15 protein-coding genes and 1 pseudogene are annotated in these 14,288 nt (G+C 71.7%); 9 read left to right on the forward strand and 7 right to left on the reverse strand.

What is annotated here, in order from left to right:
• Positions 1–85: 85 nt before the first annotated feature.
• The 3 genes from PV721_RS32780 to PV721_RS32790 form a co-directional block, all read right to left on the reverse strand.
• Positions 86–796 carry a class I SAM-dependent methyltransferase gene (locus PV721_RS32780; RefSeq protein ID WP_319730771.1) on the reverse strand — a complete coding sequence of 237 codons (711 nt, stop codon included), beginning with the start codon at positions 794–796 and terminating at the stop codon, positions 86–88.
• Positions 797–805: 9 nt separating this feature from the next.
• Positions 806–2,017, reverse strand: a complete 1,212-nt coding sequence (locus PV721_RS32785) for a lycopene cyclase family protein (protein WP_319730773.1) — start codon at positions 2,015–2,017, stop codon at positions 806–808.
• Positions 2,018–2,243: 226 nt separating this feature from the next.
• On the reverse strand, positions 2,244–2,717 hold the full coding sequence (locus PV721_RS32790) for a hypothetical protein (protein ID WP_319730775.1): 474 nt from the start codon (positions 2,715–2,717) through the stop codon (positions 2,244–2,246).
• A 246-nt stretch (positions 2,718–2,963) separates the two neighbouring features.
• Between PV721_RS32790 and PV721_RS32795 the strand changes: the two genes are divergently transcribed.
• A complete protein-coding gene (locus PV721_RS32795; protein ID WP_319730777.1) occupies positions 2,964–3,290 on the forward strand; it encodes a GYD domain-containing protein in 327 nt (108 codons plus the stop codon).
• A 96-nt stretch (positions 3,291–3,386) separates the two neighbouring features.
• On the opposite strand, the gene PV721_RS32800 is transcribed toward PV721_RS32795, so the two are convergent.
• Complete coding sequence (locus PV721_RS32800; protein WP_319730796.1) at positions 3,387–3,725, reverse strand: TraR/DksA C4-type zinc finger protein; 339 nt, start codon at positions 3,723–3,725, stop codon at positions 3,387–3,389.
• 749 nt (positions 3,726–4,474) lie between these two features.
• On the opposite strand from PV721_RS32800, the gene PV721_RS32805 reads away from it, so the two are divergent.
• The 3 genes from PV721_RS32805 (at position 4,475) to PV721_RS32815 (ending at position 7,049) form a co-directional block, all read left to right on the forward strand.
• Positions 4,475–4,813: a MerR family transcriptional regulator gene (locus PV721_RS32805; protein ID WP_319730779.1), complete on the forward strand. Its 339-nt coding sequence runs from the start codon at positions 4,475–4,477 to the stop codon at positions 4,811–4,813.
• Positions 4,814–5,411: 598 nt separating this feature from the next.
• Entirely contained in the window at positions 5,412–6,569 is a 1,158-nt protein-coding gene (locus tag PV721_RS32810; RefSeq protein ID WP_319730781.1) for a hypothetical protein, read from the forward strand.
• A 204-nt stretch (positions 6,570–6,773) separates the two neighbouring features.
• Entirely contained in the window at positions 6,774–7,049 is a 276-nt protein-coding gene (locus tag PV721_RS32815) for an isoamylase early set domain-containing protein (RefSeq protein WP_319730783.1), read from the forward strand.
• Positions 7,050–7,144: 95 nt separating this feature from the next.
• On the opposite strand, the gene PV721_RS32820 is transcribed toward PV721_RS32815, so the two are convergent.
• Entirely contained in the window at positions 7,145–7,681 is a 537-nt protein-coding gene (locus PV721_RS32820; RefSeq protein ID WP_319730785.1) for a hypothetical protein, read from the reverse strand.
• A 350-nt stretch (positions 7,682–8,031) separates the two neighbouring features.
• Entirely contained in the window at positions 8,032–8,916 is an 885-nt protein-coding gene (locus PV721_RS32825; protein WP_319730787.1) for an SDR family oxidoreductase, read from the reverse strand.
• A gap of 1,046 nt (positions 8,917–9,962) precedes the next feature.
• On the opposite strand from PV721_RS32825, the pseudogene dhaK reads away from it, so the two are divergent.
• The 3 genes and pseudogenes from dhaK (at position 9,963) to PV721_RS32840 (ending at position 11,987) form a co-directional block, all read left to right on the forward strand.
• Positions 9,963–10,908: pseudogene (gene dhaK / locus PV721_RS32830) on the forward strand (dihydroxyacetone kinase subunit DhaK).
• Positions 10,909–10,959: 51 nt separating this feature from the next.
• A complete protein-coding gene (gene dhaL, locus PV721_RS32835) occupies positions 10,960–11,574 on the forward strand; it encodes a dihydroxyacetone kinase subunit DhaL (protein ID WP_319730789.1) in 615 nt (204 codons plus the stop codon).
• On the forward strand, positions 11,571–11,987 hold the full coding sequence (locus tag PV721_RS32840; protein ID WP_416371231.1) for a PTS-dependent dihydroxyacetone kinase phosphotransferase subunit DhaM: 417 nt from the start codon (positions 11,571–11,573) through the stop codon (positions 11,985–11,987). Before dhaL ends, PV721_RS32840 begins: the two co-directional genes overlap by 4 nt.
• A 72-nt stretch (positions 11,988–12,059) precedes the next feature.
• Here PV721_RS32840 and PV721_RS32845 read toward each other — a convergent pair whose 3' ends face one another.
• Positions 12,060–12,458, reverse strand: coding sequence for an RNA-binding S4 domain-containing protein (locus PV721_RS32845; protein WP_319730791.1), 399 nt, complete (start codon positions 12,456–12,458; stop codon positions 12,060–12,062).
• Positions 12,459–12,592: 134 nt separating this feature from the next.
• On the opposite strand from PV721_RS32845, the gene PV721_RS32850 reads away from it, so the two are divergent.
• Complete coding sequence (locus PV721_RS32850; protein WP_319730793.1) at positions 12,593–12,988, forward strand: helix-turn-helix transcriptional regulator; 396 nt, start codon at positions 12,593–12,595, stop codon at positions 12,986–12,988.
• Between the two features lie 210 nt (positions 12,989–13,198).
• Positions 13,199–14,011 carry a molybdate ABC transporter substrate-binding protein gene (modA, locus tag PV721_RS32855; RefSeq protein WP_319730795.1) on the forward strand — a complete coding sequence of 271 codons (813 nt, stop codon included), beginning with the start codon at positions 13,199–13,201 and terminating at the stop codon, positions 14,009–14,011.
• Positions 14,012–14,288: the final 277 nt, after the last annotated feature.

Raw genomic sequence — 14,288 nt, forward strand, 5'->3', positions numbered from 1 at the left:
CGCCCACACCTTCGTCGGGCGGGGGGGCGCGTGAGCGGAACCTACCCCGGCCGGGCCCGCCGGTCCCGGCCGGGGTAGGTTCCGCTCACGCGCCGACCCGCCCGACGAAGGTGTGGGTGATCCCCGTCTGCCACCCCGGCAGGGGCAGTACCCGTACGTCCGTGAAACCGGCATTCCGCATCCGCCCGGCGAACTGCTCCGCCGTGTCGAAGCAGAGCACGCTGCGCCACAGGTGCTCGTACAGCCCCGAATCGCCGCCCGCCCGTCCGAGTGGCATGATCACCGCCCGGCACACCGCCGTCCACAGGGCCCGGTGCAACCGATTCCCGCTCAGCGCGTACTCGTGTACGGCGATCCGCGCGCCCGGAGCCATCACGGCGCGCACGGCAGCCAACGTGAGATCGGGATCCGGCACGTTGCGGAACAGGTAGGCGGCGAAGACGGCGTCGAACGGCCCCTCGACACCGGCTTCGCCCAGCCGGTCGGCCGACGCGTTGACGAATCGGACCCCGACGGGCCACTTCTTGACCGCGGCCCGCTCCAGCATGCCCGAAGAGGCGTCGACCCCGGTGATGTCGGCCCGTCCCGCGGCCGAAAGCAGCGCGGCCGTCGAGGCGCCGGTACCGCAGCCCAGGTCCAGGACGCGGGCGCCGCGGCCCTCGTCCGGCAGACCCAGCCGACGGGCCGAGCGGCGCAGATGCCCGTGGTAGCCGGGACTCGCCGCGACCATCAGGTCGTAGCGTGCCGCGGCATGGTCGAAGGCAACCGACAGCGCGTCGTCGTGCAGCAGTGACATGACAGCCTTTCAGCGGTGGCCCGGCCCTGCGGCCGGGACGGATCGGGGAAGCAACGGCAGTTCCAGCAGCGACCGCACCATGGGGACCACGGGTGTGCGCAGGCCGATGCCGAGGTCTTCCCAGGGCGATGTCGCGCCGTCCAGGAACCGCAGGACCTTCTCGGCCGGCACGGAGGAGAAGAGGTGGGCGAAGAAGGGCCCGCCGGCGACCCGCCCCGTGTCCAGCGCGCGCAGCAGCACCGCGTCCATCGCCCTCGCCCGGCGCCCGTGCACGGCCGGCACCCGGGCCGGGGAGCGCCCCGCCCGCACTGCCTCGGCGAGGTGACGGCTCTGGCGCTGGATTGCTGCGAAGGTGTAGCCCGTTGACGGCCGGGTTGCCCCGCCGGCGGCTCCGATGAAGAAGACCCGGCGTCCCGCGCGGCGGGGGAAGAGGCCGTCGCTCATCGGGATCACCCCCTGCTCACGGCCCTGGACCGTGTAGTCGCCGAGGCCGAGAACCGACCCGCAGTAATGGCGCAGTGCCCTCTCGTAGGCCGCCTCGTACAGGGCGGCGCGGGAGAACTCCGTGTATTCGACCAGTGCTTCGTACCGGCTGAGCGGCAGGACGTAACCGAAGGCGAGCCCGCGGGAAGGCTGGGGAAGGCGGAAGTCCATCAGGATCGCCGCACCTGGATCGAAGGCCGGCTCGGCCGTGCGCACGAACCAGCCCAGGAAGTGCTGGAGCAGCGTGGTCCGGGCGGCGGGCAGCTGCCGCGGAGGCCGGGAGTCGAAGACCAGTCCCGACCGGAGGACGGCCGGGGCCCCCGACGCGTCTCGGCCGCGGACCAATGCCGCTCCGCCGGCGTCGTGCGCCGACTCCACCGTCGTGCGCCGCACCTCGACCCCGTACGCGTCGAGCCGCTCCGCCATGGCCGCCTCGAACCGGTCGGACCTCAGCATCTTGTACCGCAGGGGTCCCAGCGGTCGGTCGATCACCGCGCCGTCCGGGGCGTAGACGCGCAGCTGGTTCCAACTGGCCGCCAGCAGCCCGTCGTAGGGCCCGGCGTCCGCCTCCCAGTAGCACCAGGTCCGGGCGGGCGAACGCAGCGGCCCGGGCGGGGCCTCGACCACGACCACGCGCGGCGCCGGCCGCTTCCCGGGGAGCGGCTTCGCGAGCTCGACCGCGAGGGACAGCCCCGCCGCCCCAGCGCCCACCACGGTCACATCGGCGTCCCAGCTCAACCTCGACCTCCCGTCCTGCGCGCCAACGTCTCGCTTCCGCTCAGGGCTGCCCGACGGATGCAGTAAAGCGCCAGTCGACGCCCGGCTCCGTGCGACGCGGCGGACACGCATGCAAGGTGACGGATGCTGGTCTAACCACCGGGCCGGCCTTCCCTCGACCTGGCACTCGTCTCCGCACAGATCGGCGACCAGGGAGTCCTGCGCGGCTACCGGGCCGCGCTCGCTTCTACCGGAGCGGCCCTCGCTCATCGATGAACACGGTGGGCGCGGACAAGAACACGTCGCCGCCCACGGGGCCATAGGCGATGTTGAAAGTGTCCAGCCAGTACCACCAGTCCTGCATCCCTGCCGCACTGCTGAAGCGGTAGTTGAGCTGCCATCGGACCCATTGACCGGGGACGAGGCACGCGGCGGGAGGGCGTCGTAGCCGAGGGGGGATGGCGAACAGGGGCTGCACGCGGGGAAGAACCCGCAACCGGCCGTCGGCTTCGCGGAGCTGGACGTCGACCTTGCGCAGGTCTTCGTGGCTGTCATGGGGGTCGAAGCCGTCTCGCTCCCGCATACGAACCACGTGCGCGACCGAAGGCGGCGCATGCGGAACGATGAAGCCGACCGGGGCCGCGTTCCTGCGCGCGGCAGCCTCTCCTCCCCGGGACTGCTTCGTCCAGGACGTCCGTATCCACTGGACGGATATTTCCACGGCTCCCACCCTCGCCGGCTCATCGGGCACCCCACTCCAGGTCTGCTCATCCCGCCCCGCCGCGAGCGCCTCCCGATGACGCCGACACAGCCGGCGGGGGCTCCGAGGCCGTGTTCGGCATCTTCCGCACCCCGGGCCTGGGCCGTGGCGGTCATCGTCCCCGGCTGTTCGGGCGAACCGCGTTCCACCCACCGCTTCTCCCACCCGGTGCGGGCATCCATGGGTGAGACGAAAGGGAGACACACGATGCCGCTCTACCTATCGAGGTTCAGCTACACACCGGAGACCTGGGCGAGGCTGATCGGCCACCCCGAGGACCGCGCAAGGGCCGCTCAGGCATACATCGAATCCGTCGGTGGCAAGCTCCACGGCTTCTGGTACGCCTTCGGCACGCACGACGGATACAACCTCTGGGAAGCTCCGGACAACGTGTCCATGGCCGCGGTTGCGCTGGCGATCAGCGGAGGGGGCGCGCTCAGTTCGTTCGAGACGACCGTTCTCCTGAGCATCGACGAAACGCTGGATGCCCTCCGCAGGGCGGAACAGATCCAGTACCGGGCTCCTGGCGCGTAGCGGCCCGCGAGCAGGGCCCCTGCTGCCTCAGTTGCCCCGTACCGGGTGAATGACGCTCACCGGGCTACGCCGGCGGTAGGCGGGACACCGGCCGGCTCAGTCGGGGCGGGGCGGTCGGCGCGGGTCCGACCGGGCGCAGCGGACACAGGTGGTTGCCGCCGGACGGATCTCCAGGCGCTCGGGCGAAATCACCCCGTCGCAGGCTTCGCACCGCCCGTACTCGCCCCGTTCGAGCCGTTCCAGCTCTTCCAGGTGCTCGCGCGCTCGCGCCATCAGGGCGGCCACGTGAGCCCGCTCGAAGGCGGTGCCGGCCCGCTCGGGGTCGTGCTCGTCGTCGACCGCGACCAGGGCGTTCGCCGCGACGATTCCGTCGAAGTCGCGGCCCAGCGCGGCCGTTCGCGCGAGGGTGTCGGCGCGGTCGGGGCGCCTGCGCATGTCCCGTCTGCGTTCGAGGTCGATTGTCTCATCGTCGAACACGCGAAAATCTGTGTCGGCCGGAGTAGACATGGGGAGGTGGTGTGGTTATGGTTTCTCTCGTAGCCCAGAGAGATCGCAGGGCCTGGCAGGGACGAACTGCCGGGCAGCAGTACCCGTAGTTGCAGTGCGCAGGACGGTGCGGTGGTGGAGTTCCGAAGCCAGGGTTGTTGCAGGACGGCGACGGGGCTGACGACCGGACCGGGTGGCCCGCAGTGATCAGGGGCCGCCGTGAGCAGTACACGGCAGTGAAGTGAGCAGCACCTCGGTGAAGGCGTCGACTGCGGGCGCGCGCACCGGGAAGTTCGGCAGTGGGGTTCCAAGCCAGAGCAGACGCAGGACGGGCGACGGGGCTGGCTGCCGAAGAGTGGCGCTCGGTCAGGTCACGAGCAGTACCAGAAGTACCAGCAGTGAGCAGTACGCAGTCCCCCGCTTGGTAAGCAGTGATCATCGAGGGAAGAACGGAGGAATTGGGCGCCATCAGGATCGCCCGGGCCGGCAGTACGGGGCTCGGGTACCGCAGGACATCGATAGCGAGGTGGTCTCCGGTCAAGCAACCGCGATCCCCGCACCCCCGACGGCGTATCAGTCGGGTCTGCGGAAACAGGAGTCCGGCGCAGTATCAGGGCCGGCAGATGGTGTAGCAGTTCCTTCGGGGCCCTGGCGCCAATGGCGCCAGGGCCCCTCCACGCGTTCCACAGAGAGGTGCGATGACAGCAGACGACTCGCTCGGCCGTCTCCACGGCGACGACTACCCCGCCTACACCATGGGCCGGGCCGCCGAAATGCTCGGCACCACCCAGGGCTTCCTCCGCGCCCTCGGCGAAGCCCGCCTCATCACACCGCTGCGCTCGGCCGGCGGCCACCGCCGCTACTCCCGCTACCAGCTGCGCATCGCAGCCCGCGGCCGGGAACTCGTCGACCAGGGCACCCCCATCGAGGCCGCCTGCCGCATCATCATCCTTGAAGACCAGCTCGAAGAAGCCCAGCGCATCAACGCCGAGTACCGCTCGGCCGCTGCAGCGGCAAACGCCAAGGCCGAGGCCTGAGACGGCGCAGCCCTACCCCACTCCCCCGCTGCCTGGGGGGTTCCCGGCCCTGTCGTTTCTCCTCGAACTCCCACTGCCGCCGGGTCCTTGGGGAGGACATGTCGCACGAAGGCGCTGGCTGGCCGGCTCGCACCGGCAGCCCGCGGCAGAACACTTGCTCCCGAGCACCCCACTTGCACCTGCGGCGACGAGGGCGCGTGCTGGCTGCTGCCGTCCGGGTCCGTTTGCCCGGGACCGGTGGTATGAGCACCGGCGCCGAGGGCTTGCCGGACGGCCCCGGGGCCCGGCCGGGGAGGAGGCCGGGATGCGGGGTGTCCGGGTGCCGTACGGATCCGGGCGGCAGCCCGTCGTGCGGGCGGGCCTGCCGCATGACGCCGGGGAAGGGCGGCATGCGGCAGGGTCCGCGTTCCGGAAGCACCCCACCCCCAGGCGGCAGCTACCGGCATCCACGCGTGTGACCCGGCCGCCGCCCTCCAAACACTTTCCCCTTCCGGAGTTCTGAAAGGACGTCAAAACCTGCTGTGCATCTCCGATGCGGGAACACCGCTACGGGGGGGCTCCGGATGCCGTGTTGCCCGGTCCGCTGCACCGTGGATGCATGGCGGACCAGACCGAGAGCGTGATCCACCCCGTGTCGCTGTCGCCGCAGGGCGGGCGCAAGGTAACCGTGCACGCGCTCGGCACGGACGCGGAACTCGGCCGGGCCTTCACGCCCGGGGACGTGTCGCAGTTCCTGCGCCGGTCGGCCCGGGTCAGTCGAGGGCGGATCAGCAACCGCTCCCGGGTCCTGACCCGCAAGAACCTGCCGATGCTGCGCAAGTGGCTGGCCCTGGACGTGCAGCTGGCCGAGACCGCGGTCTACCGGCGATTCGGGCCGGCTGCCCAGGCGGCCATGACGGAGCTGCTGCGGGACTTCTCGCAGGAGGTGGACCCGTCCTACGCCCAGGTCGGCTACAACCTGTCGCTGGGCCGCACCGAGCACGAGGAGCGGGTCGGCCCGCCGCTGCCCTCGATGACGCTGCCGGAGTCGCGGCGGCTGCTCCGCGGGTACGAGTGGCTGATGGTGATCCCGCGCGAGATCGCCCAGCAGCTCGGCGGCGACGACGGCATCTCCGCGGCCGGCGACTTCCACCGGGTCGAGACCCTGCGTGACGGCGCGGTGCTGCTCCAGGCCACGCCGGAGTTCGACGGTTTCACCGTCGAGGCGATCGAGCGGACGTGGCGACTGGTGCGTCCCGCGCTGAGGCCAGGGATGCCCAAGCGCTTCGACTCCGATCCGGAGTGCCCGCCGAGCCGCATCTGGTACGCCGACCTCGCATGGCCGACGCGCGGCCGAGGACATTCGGACCACGCGTCCGGCTGCCCCTGCTTCGAGGCCCCGACCGTGGGCGCGGGCCGCACCATTGGGCGGACCTCCGTGCTCGAAGCCACCGCGGGAACGTCCGAGTGCGTGATCGACGGGCCCGGACGACGGGTGGAGCCATCCAGGGACCCGACAGAGCCCGGCCGGGTCACTGGGGACTCCGGCCGGGCTCTGCGTGCGAGGGGTAGCCCTTGGGTCAGATGCTTTCGTCCCGCAGGTCCTCTTCGCGCAGGAGGTCGTCCTCGCGACGGCGCGTCTTCTCCTCACGGCCCGGCTGACGGGACGGCTGGCCGGGCGCGGGGTGTACCGGGTCCTGGCCGGGACGCTGCGGACGCTGCTGCTCCTCGCGCCCCTTGCCCGGTTCCTGGCGCTTGTTCTGCATACCGCCCATGACGGCAACTCCTTTTGACTGGGGAGGTAAGGATGCCTCCCCCACCACGCTGACACGGGTGGTCACATTTCGCATTATTTCGATTACAGAGCGTGGCGCGCGGGTGATGTACCGGGTCGGGTGGCTGCGTCGGAATGCGGGGGGACCGTCTGGTGCCGAGGATGGTCCGGTCACGCGCACTCCCCCAACTGCCAAGGAGCCCCTCCATGCTGGAGCGAACGCCGCGTAAGGACCGCACCGAGGTCACCTTCGTCCTGCCCGCCGACAATCCGCCCGGCCCGGTCAGCGTGGTGGGCGACTTCAACCAGTGGCAGCCCGACACCCACCCCCTGGTTCCCCGCGAGGACGGCACCCGCGCGGTCACCGTCACTCTGCCGGGCAAGGGCGAGCACTCCTTCCGCTACCTGGCCGCCGGCGACTACTGGTTCGACGACGAGAGCGCCGACGGACACGACGGCGTCAACAGCCGCCTTCGGACCTGAGCGAACGAGCGTGTCGTGACCGGGGACGCCCTCGCCGTCGATACCAGCGGCGCGTTTCAGGAGCTGAAAGCCAAGCCGGAAATCCCGCCGCCGTCTCAGTTGATCTGGTCCGCTTGGCACGGCCACGGTCCGGTCTCACCGGACCTGGCTGATGACAAGACGGCTCTATCGGCAGGCGGATACGGCGCGATCTCGGCCGTCCACTCGGCCGCCGCCTTCGACACCGACTCGGCCTCAAGTTGGCAGGTGACCACGAACGGCTCGCCCGAGGGGGGCGATCGTTGCCAGGGAGGTGAGAACTCCAAGTCCAGGCTGACGCGTAGTTCGACCTGACCTGAATCGGTCCAGGTGAAGGCGAAGGCCACACTGGGCTCGGTGAAGTCCAACCTGCCGCTGCCGTCGTGTTCGGCCCCGGTGGGTTGGGCCGCCGCTCGACCGAGCCATAGCGCCAACTCGACGGCGTCGTCCGCGGTCAACGCCTGCCAGCGGAAGGACCATGTCCCCTGCGGACAGTGGGCGGACCCCTCGACGACCAGCCAGCTCTGCCGCTGTTGCGGATCAACCGCCTCGGGGAACTGGTAGCCCGCGACACCCAGCTCGACGCCGTACCCGTCACTACCGATCAACCTCATCAACCCAGCATTCCACGCCACGAAGTCACCTGACGTCGCGGCGAGCAAGCGCGTTCTCCGCGCACCTTGCTTGGGACCGGATCAACTGACGGACAGCTCCGGCCGAACGCACCGAGCCGGCCGGGTACCCACGAGACGTCGCTGCGCGGGGCGTGGAGACCGGTCAGGGAAACGGTTCCCAGGCCTCGGGGACGGCGCCCCTCCACTCGGCGAAGTCGGGGTCCGTGAGGTCCACGTCCGCGGCGTTCTCCATCCCGGCAGCTGCGAGGAAGGCCCGGATATCGGCTGGGCGATGTGCACTCCGGTGGCGACGCCGTCATAGCGGACACGACACCACACCTGCCCGGACTTCAGGTGGGGTCCCGAGGTCCGAGGTCGGCCCGCCCCCCGGCACCCAGGAGGCCCGTGGCCTCGAAGGGGGTTTCGCGTTCGATGCGGGGCAGCTCGGTGCGCGCGACGCGAGTGACGAGGGGCGGCAAGGCAGCCCGGACCGGCTGGACGGCCCGCAGCCAAGCGGGCACGTAGACGGATGCCTTCCGTCGTTCCGCTGCAACGACCAGGCGGTCCGCGACCTGTTCGGCCGGATAGACCTTGCGCGCGGGCGGCGGCATGTGGGCGCGCAGTTCGCGCAAGACGGCGTGCCGGTCGGCATCCCGGACCATGTCGGTGTCGGTCCAGTTGATGTAGGCGATGCCGACTCCGACACCGTGGTGGGAGAGCTCGGCGCGCAGCGCGTGAGCCAGGGACTCCACTCCGGCTTTCGAAGCGCAGTAGGCGCTCATCAGCGGGGAAGTCCCCATGGCTGCCAGCGAGGCGACCTGCAGGTAGTAGCCGCGGGTGGCGAAGAGGTCCGGCAGGAACGATCGGGCTGTCACCGCACTGCCGATGAGATTGACTTCGATGACCCGGCGCCAGACCTGCGGGTCAGAATCCGCGAACGGTCCGCCTTCGGCGATGCCGGCGTTGCCCACCACCACGGACGCGGGCCCTAGGCGGGCGCGAACCTGTCGGGCGGTGTCCGCCATCGCCGCGTCATCGGTCACGTCGACGTCCCAGCAGGCGGTGTCGTTGGCCAGCGTCCCGGCCACGTGCTCCAGGCGCGGTCCCTCCAAGCCCAGCAGGGCCAGCCGGGCACCCCGATCATCGAAAGCCCGGGCAAGTGCGGCGCCCAGCCCCCGCGCCGCACCCGTCACCACCACCGTACGGCCCCGCAGGGGCTGAGCCCGTGTCCGCATGCTCACTGTGCCTCCGGTCGGTCCGTGGCTTCCGGAACGCTCCTGCGACGTGGTCTTCGTGTCGCCGCTCCCAGGTCAACCGCATCGCGTCGTCATGGCTGCAAACGACCAGGACGCAGGCCCGTCAGGGCGCTGCACCGCCAGCGGCCGGCCTGTCACCGGGCGTCACCACCGACTCCTGGGCCCCTTCGACGGCTCGGTGACGGCCTTCCAGAAGGATGCGCATCTGATCCAGAACCCTGTCGAAGTCCCTCCAGGGAGTCGCCTGGTCCGCGCCGTCGGCGGCGGGATCTGCGCGGCTTCCGCCCGCTCGGGTCGAGGCCATGGTCCACCTCTTGTACTCGTGAGCTCCGTATCGATCCATCACGGCGCCCTCACAGACAGAGCGCACCGGGCTTCTCCCCACGTGCCGGAAGTTCATGCGTGGCCTTGTACGGCTGCCGCCTGGGCAAGGCGCCGGAGGCCAGGAAGGTGGTGGGTGCGGCCGTGTCGGCGGCACCATCTGCCTTCCCCGGCGGAACCAGGGAGGTGTGGGGTTCCCGTGAGCGGGCAGACCTTTGTGGCAGCCCCGCTTCGCGGGGCTGACCAATTCCACGCGGCGCCCAGCCGAGCCCCGGGCAGGCGGCCCCTCCAGGAGGCAGACACAGGACGAGCGGGCTCGGTAAGCCCGCTCGCGTGGACGGCCGGCGCCGGAACGGCTCATCGGGACGCCCACGGGCCGTGGGCGCACCGCCGCGCCGCCGGTTCCGCGTTCGGCCCGCGAGAGGGCCCACCCGCCGCAAGCAGCACCGTTCGGCGTGCGGCACGCCCGAAAGCCCGTCCGCCTGTCGTTGCGGGGCAGGCTCCCCTACCGTCGGCGTCGGACGGTGTGCGGCGGCGCCGGCACCGCCTGACGGAACGTCAGTGAAGTCGGCGAAGGTCGGCATCCGTCCGCCGGAGCCCGCTTTCAGGCGCCGGGGACCGCCGAGATCGATCACGCGGGTCAGCAACTCCGACCTGCAAAGCACTGCTCAGAGCCCGCCTGTCAAACCCACCGGGAGATACGCATGAGGATGCTGATCAACAGTCCGCAGACCGTGGTCGCCGACGCCCTGCGGGGAATGGCCGCCGCCCATCCCGAGCTGGACGTCGACGTGGAGCGGCGGGTCCGGGCACGAGCCGCTGCACGCCGGGTTCGTGGGGTACGGGATGCTGTCGGCCGCGTGTCCCGGTGAGGTGTTCACCTCGCCGGTGCCCGACCAGATGATGAAGGCCGCCGCGGCCGTGGACTCCGGTCAGGGAGTGCTGTTCGTCGTCAAGAACTACACCGGGGACGTGCTCAACTTCGAAATGGCCGCCGAGCTGGCCGAGGAGGACGGCCTGCGGATCGAGCGCGTCCTGGTCGACGACGACGTCGCCGTGACCGACAGCCTGTACACGGCCGGGCGGCGCGGCACCGGAGCCACCCTTTTCGTCGAGAAGATCGCCGGGGCCGCCGCCGAGGAAGGGGCGCCGCTGGAGCGGGTCGCCGCGCTCGCCCGGCAGGTCAACGCGTCCTCGCGGAGCTTCGGGGTGGCGCTGAGCGCCTGCACCACGCCCGCGAAGGGCAGCCCGACCTTCGATCTGCCGGACGGGCAGCTGGAGTTGGGCATCGGGATCCACGGCGAGCCGGGCCGGGAGCGGCGGGCGATGATGCCGGCCGGGGAGATCGCGGACATCGCGGTGGGAGCCGTACTGGAGGAGCTGGCGCAGGTGGGGCCGGCGGACGGGCCGGTGCTGGCGCTGGTCAACGGGATGGGGGCGACCCCGCTGCTGGAGCTGTACGGATTCCACGCGGAGGTGGCCCGGGTGCTGGCCGCGCGGGGCGTGCGGGTGGCCCGGGCGCTCGTGGGGAACTACGTCACGTCGCTGGACATGGCGGGGTGTTCGGTGACGCTGTGCCGCGCCGACGAGGAACTGCTGCGGCTGTGGGACGCGCCCGTCCAGACCGCCGCGCTGCGGTGGGGCCGCTGACCGTATGGTGTCGGTGGGACTGGCCAGACCGATGCGAGGCGAGGAGATCCGGTGCGCGACGCAGACTTCTTCCGGCGCTGGATGGCGGCCGCCGCGGCCGCGGTCGAGCGGGAGGCGGACCGGCTGACGGAGCTCGACTCCCCCATCGGGGACGCCGACCACGGGAGCAATCTGCTCCGCGGTTTCACGGCGGTGCTCCCGGCTCTCGGGGCGGAGGCCCCTGAGGCGCCGGGCATGGTGCTGCAGCTGGCCGGAAGGACGCTCATCTCGACGGTCGGCGGTGCGTCGGGGCCCCTGTACGGGACGCTGCTGCGCCGCACCGGCAAGGCGCTCGGGGAGGCGGCCGAGGTCTCCGACACGGAGCTGCGCGAGGCCTTGTACGCGGGGGTGGCCGCGGTGGCGCAGCTCGGTGGGGCGGCGCCGGGTGACAAGACGATGCTGGACGCGCTGGTGCCGGCGGTGACCGCGTTGAGCACGTCGTACCGGGCGGCCGCGGACGCGGCGGAGCACGGGGCGCTGGCGACGGTCCCGCTGCAGGCGCGCAAGGGCCGGGCCAGCTACCTGGGCGAGCGGAGCATCGGTCACCAGGATCCGGGCGCGACCTCGTCGGCGTTGCTGTTCCGGGCGCTGGCGGACGTGGCGGAGCCGGTGCAGGGCGCACGGTGACGGGCCCGGACCCGAGCCCCGCGTTGGTGGGCATCGTGCTGGTGTCGCACAGCGCGGCGGTCGCGGAGTCGGTGGCCGAGCTGGCGCGCGGTCTGGCCGCGGGCGGTCCCCTGGCCCCGGTGGCCGCGGCGGGCGGCACCGCCGGCGGGCTCGGCACGAGCGCGGAACGGATCGTCGCGGCAGCGCGGGAGGTGGACCGCGGCGCCGGGGTCGCGCTGCTGGCGGACCTGGGCAGCTCGGTGCTGACGGTGAAGGCCCTCCTCGTGGAGGACGAACTCCCGCCGAACTCCCGCCTGGTGGACGCACCGTTCGTGGAGGGCGCGGTGGCAGCCGTGGTGGCCGCCTCCAGCGGCCTCCCCCTGGCGGCAGTGGCCTCGGCCGCCACCGAGGCCTACGCCTACCGCAAGGCCTGACGCCCGGCGCCGACGCGACCGCGGCCGGGGCCCGGGGTCGCCCCCGGGCCCGGACCGCCGGACCGCCGGACGCTACGGGCGGCCGCGGAGGGTTTCGATCTCGCGCCGTTCGCGCTTCGTCGGGCGGCCCGCACCGCGGTCGCGGATGCCGACGACGGCGGCCTCCACGGGGGTCGGCGGCGGCGGGCTCTTGTCGATCAGGCACTCCGCGGCGACGGGGGCGCCCACTCGCTTGGACACGGGCCGCTTCACCACCACGATCCGCTCGCGCCCCGCATGGAAGAGCCGTACCTCGTCACCCGCGCGCACCGGCTGCGCCGGCTTCGCCCGCTCCCCGTTGACCTTCACATGGCCCGCGCGGCAGGCGGTCGCCGCGATCGAGCGGGTCTTGGTCAGGCGCACGGACCAGATCCACGCATCGACCCGCACCGTGCCCGATTCCGTTCCCGTTCCCGTTACCTCATCTGCCATGCCCCGACTCTAGCGAGGTGGGCGGGGCAGAGCGGAACGACTTTTGGCAGATACACCAAGAGGCATAGCATCTGCCATAGAGATCAGCCCAACAGAATTGCAAACGCGCCATACGTGCGCCTACCTTGTCGCACATGCAGTCCTACACCATCGGACAGGCGGCGCGTCTGCTGGGCGTCAGCCCGGACACCGCGCGCCGCTGGGCCGACGCAGGCCGGGTCGGGACCCATCGCGACGAAGGCGGCCGACGCCTGATCAACGGCCGTGACCTGGCGGCCTTCTCCGTCGAGGTGGGCCAGGGCACACACGCCGAGGACGGAGAGACCTACACCTCGGCCCGCAACGCCTTCCCCGGCATCGTCACCGCCGTCAGGCTCGGCGACGTGGCCGCCCAGGTCGAGATCCAGGCAGGACCCCACCGCCTGGTCTCGCTGCTCACCCGTGAGGCCGTCGAGGAGCTCGGACTGGAGGTCGGCATGCAGGCCACCGCCCGCGTGAAGTCCACCAGCGTGCACATCGACCGCACCTGACCGGGACGGCACGACGGGACCCGGACGGCCCGCCCACCGGCTCCGCGATCCCCGCCGGCTCCGCGATCCCTGACGTCCGCCGCAGTCCCCCGCACCACCCGCTCAGCACCGCCGAACGTCCCCACCCGCTCCGCCCGTCACCGGCGCGGGTCACCGCCGCGCGGAACCGGCACCCTGCCGGCCGCCGACCCGACCGAGGAGCCCCTGCTCATGTTCCCGACCCTGACCCGCCGCCGTGCCGCGGCCGCCGCGCTGACCGCCGCCCTGCTCGTGCCGCTGGCCGCCTGCGGCAAGGGGGACGACAAGCCCGCCGGCGGCTCCACGCCCGGCTCCGCCGCAGCCTCCGCCCAGCCCAAGGCCGCGAACCTCACCGTCCTCGCCGCCTCCTCCCTCACCGACGTCTTCAAGGCCGCGGGTGCCGAGTACGAGAAGACCCACCCGGGCACGAAGATCACCTTCTCCTTCGCCGGTTCGCAGGAGCTCGCCGCGCAGGTCAAGCAGGGTGCCCCGGCCGACGCGCTGGTAACCGCCGACACCAAGACCATGGACGGGCTGAAGGCCGAGACCGGCGAGGCCACGGTCATCGCCAAGAACCGCCTGGTCATCGCGGCCGGCAAGGGCAACCCATTCGAGATCGACGAGCTCAAGGACCTCGCCGACACCAAGCTCAAGGTCGTGCTGGCCGCCCCCGAGGTCCCGGTCGGCCGCTACAGCAAGCAGATCCTCGACGCCCAGAAGGTCGAGGTGAAGCCGGTCTCCCAGGAGCCCAACGTCCGTGCCGTGCTGAGCAAGGTCGAGCTGGGCGAGGCCGATGCCGGTCTCGTCTACAAGACCGACTCCGCCAAGTCCGGTGACAAGGTCGTCACGGTGGACATCCCGGACGAGCAGAACGCCGTGGCCTCCTACCCGGCCGCCACGCTGAAGCAGTCCAAGAACGCCCAGGCGGCGGCCGCGTTCGTGGCCTGGCTGAGCACCCCCGAGGCCCAGAAGATCCTGCATGACGCGGGCTTCCAGAAGGTCTGAGCGCCGTCGGCGTCGGCATGACGAGGAGCTGCCCGGTCCGGGGGGACGGGCAGCCCCTCCCGGCGTACCCGCGCAAGTACGCCCGTACGGAAGCCGGTTCGCAAGCCGGGGCGGAAGCCGGTTCGCAAGCCCGGGCGACGGCAGGCGCACGCGCCGGTACGGCGACCACGGCCAGGGCCAGGGGCACCCCTTCCGCCCGGACCGGCCGGCTGCGGCATACCCTTCCCCCGCTGTCACTCTCCCCCAGCCAGGAACGCCCATGAGCAGACTCCGTACC

The sequence above is a fragment of the Streptomyces sp. MB09-01 genome (assembly GCF_033794505.1).
Classification (GTDB): Bacteria; Actinomycetota; Actinomycetes; order Streptomycetales; family Streptomycetaceae; genus Streptomyces.

Coding starts and splice junctions, on each gene's coding strand:
- PV721_RS32780 (WP_319730771.1), bottom strand. CDS start 796: ATGTCACTGCTGCACGACGACGCGCTGTCGGTTGCCTTCGACCATGCC.
- PV721_RS32795 (WP_319730777.1), top strand. CDS start 2,964: ATGCCGCTCTACCTATCGAGGTTCAGCTACACACCGGAGACCTGGGCG.
- PV721_RS32800 (WP_319730796.1), bottom strand. CDS start 3,725: ATGCGCAGGCGCCCCGACCGCGCCGACACCCTCGCGCGAACGGCCGCG.
- PV721_RS32805 (WP_319730779.1), top strand. CDS start 4,475: ATGACAGCAGACGACTCGCTCGGCCGTCTCCACGGCGACGACTACCCC.
- PV721_RS32810 (WP_319730781.1), top strand. CDS start 5,412: ATGGCGGACCAGACCGAGAGCGTGATCCACCCCGTGTCGCTGTCGCCG.
- PV721_RS32815 (WP_319730783.1), top strand. CDS start 6,774: ATGCTGGAGCGAACGCCGCGTAAGGACCGCACCGAGGTCACCTTCGTC.
- PV721_RS32820 (WP_319730785.1), bottom strand. CDS start 7,681: ATGAGGTTGATCGGTAGTGACGGGTACGGCGTCGAGCTGGGTGTCGCG.
- PV721_RS32825 (WP_319730787.1), bottom strand. CDS start 8,916: ATGCGGACACGGGCTCAGCCCCTGCGGGGCCGTACGGTGGTGGTGACG.
- PV721_RS32845 (WP_319730791.1), bottom strand. CDS start 12,458: ATGGCAGATGAGGTAACGGGAACGGGAACGGAATCGGGCACGGTGCGG.
- PV721_RS32850 (WP_319730793.1), top strand. CDS start 12,593: ATGCAGTCCTACACCATCGGACAGGCGGCGCGTCTGCTGGGCGTCAGC.
- modA (WP_319730795.1), top strand. CDS start 13,199: ATGTTCCCGACCCTGACCCGCCGCCGTGCCGCGGCCGCCGCGCTGACC.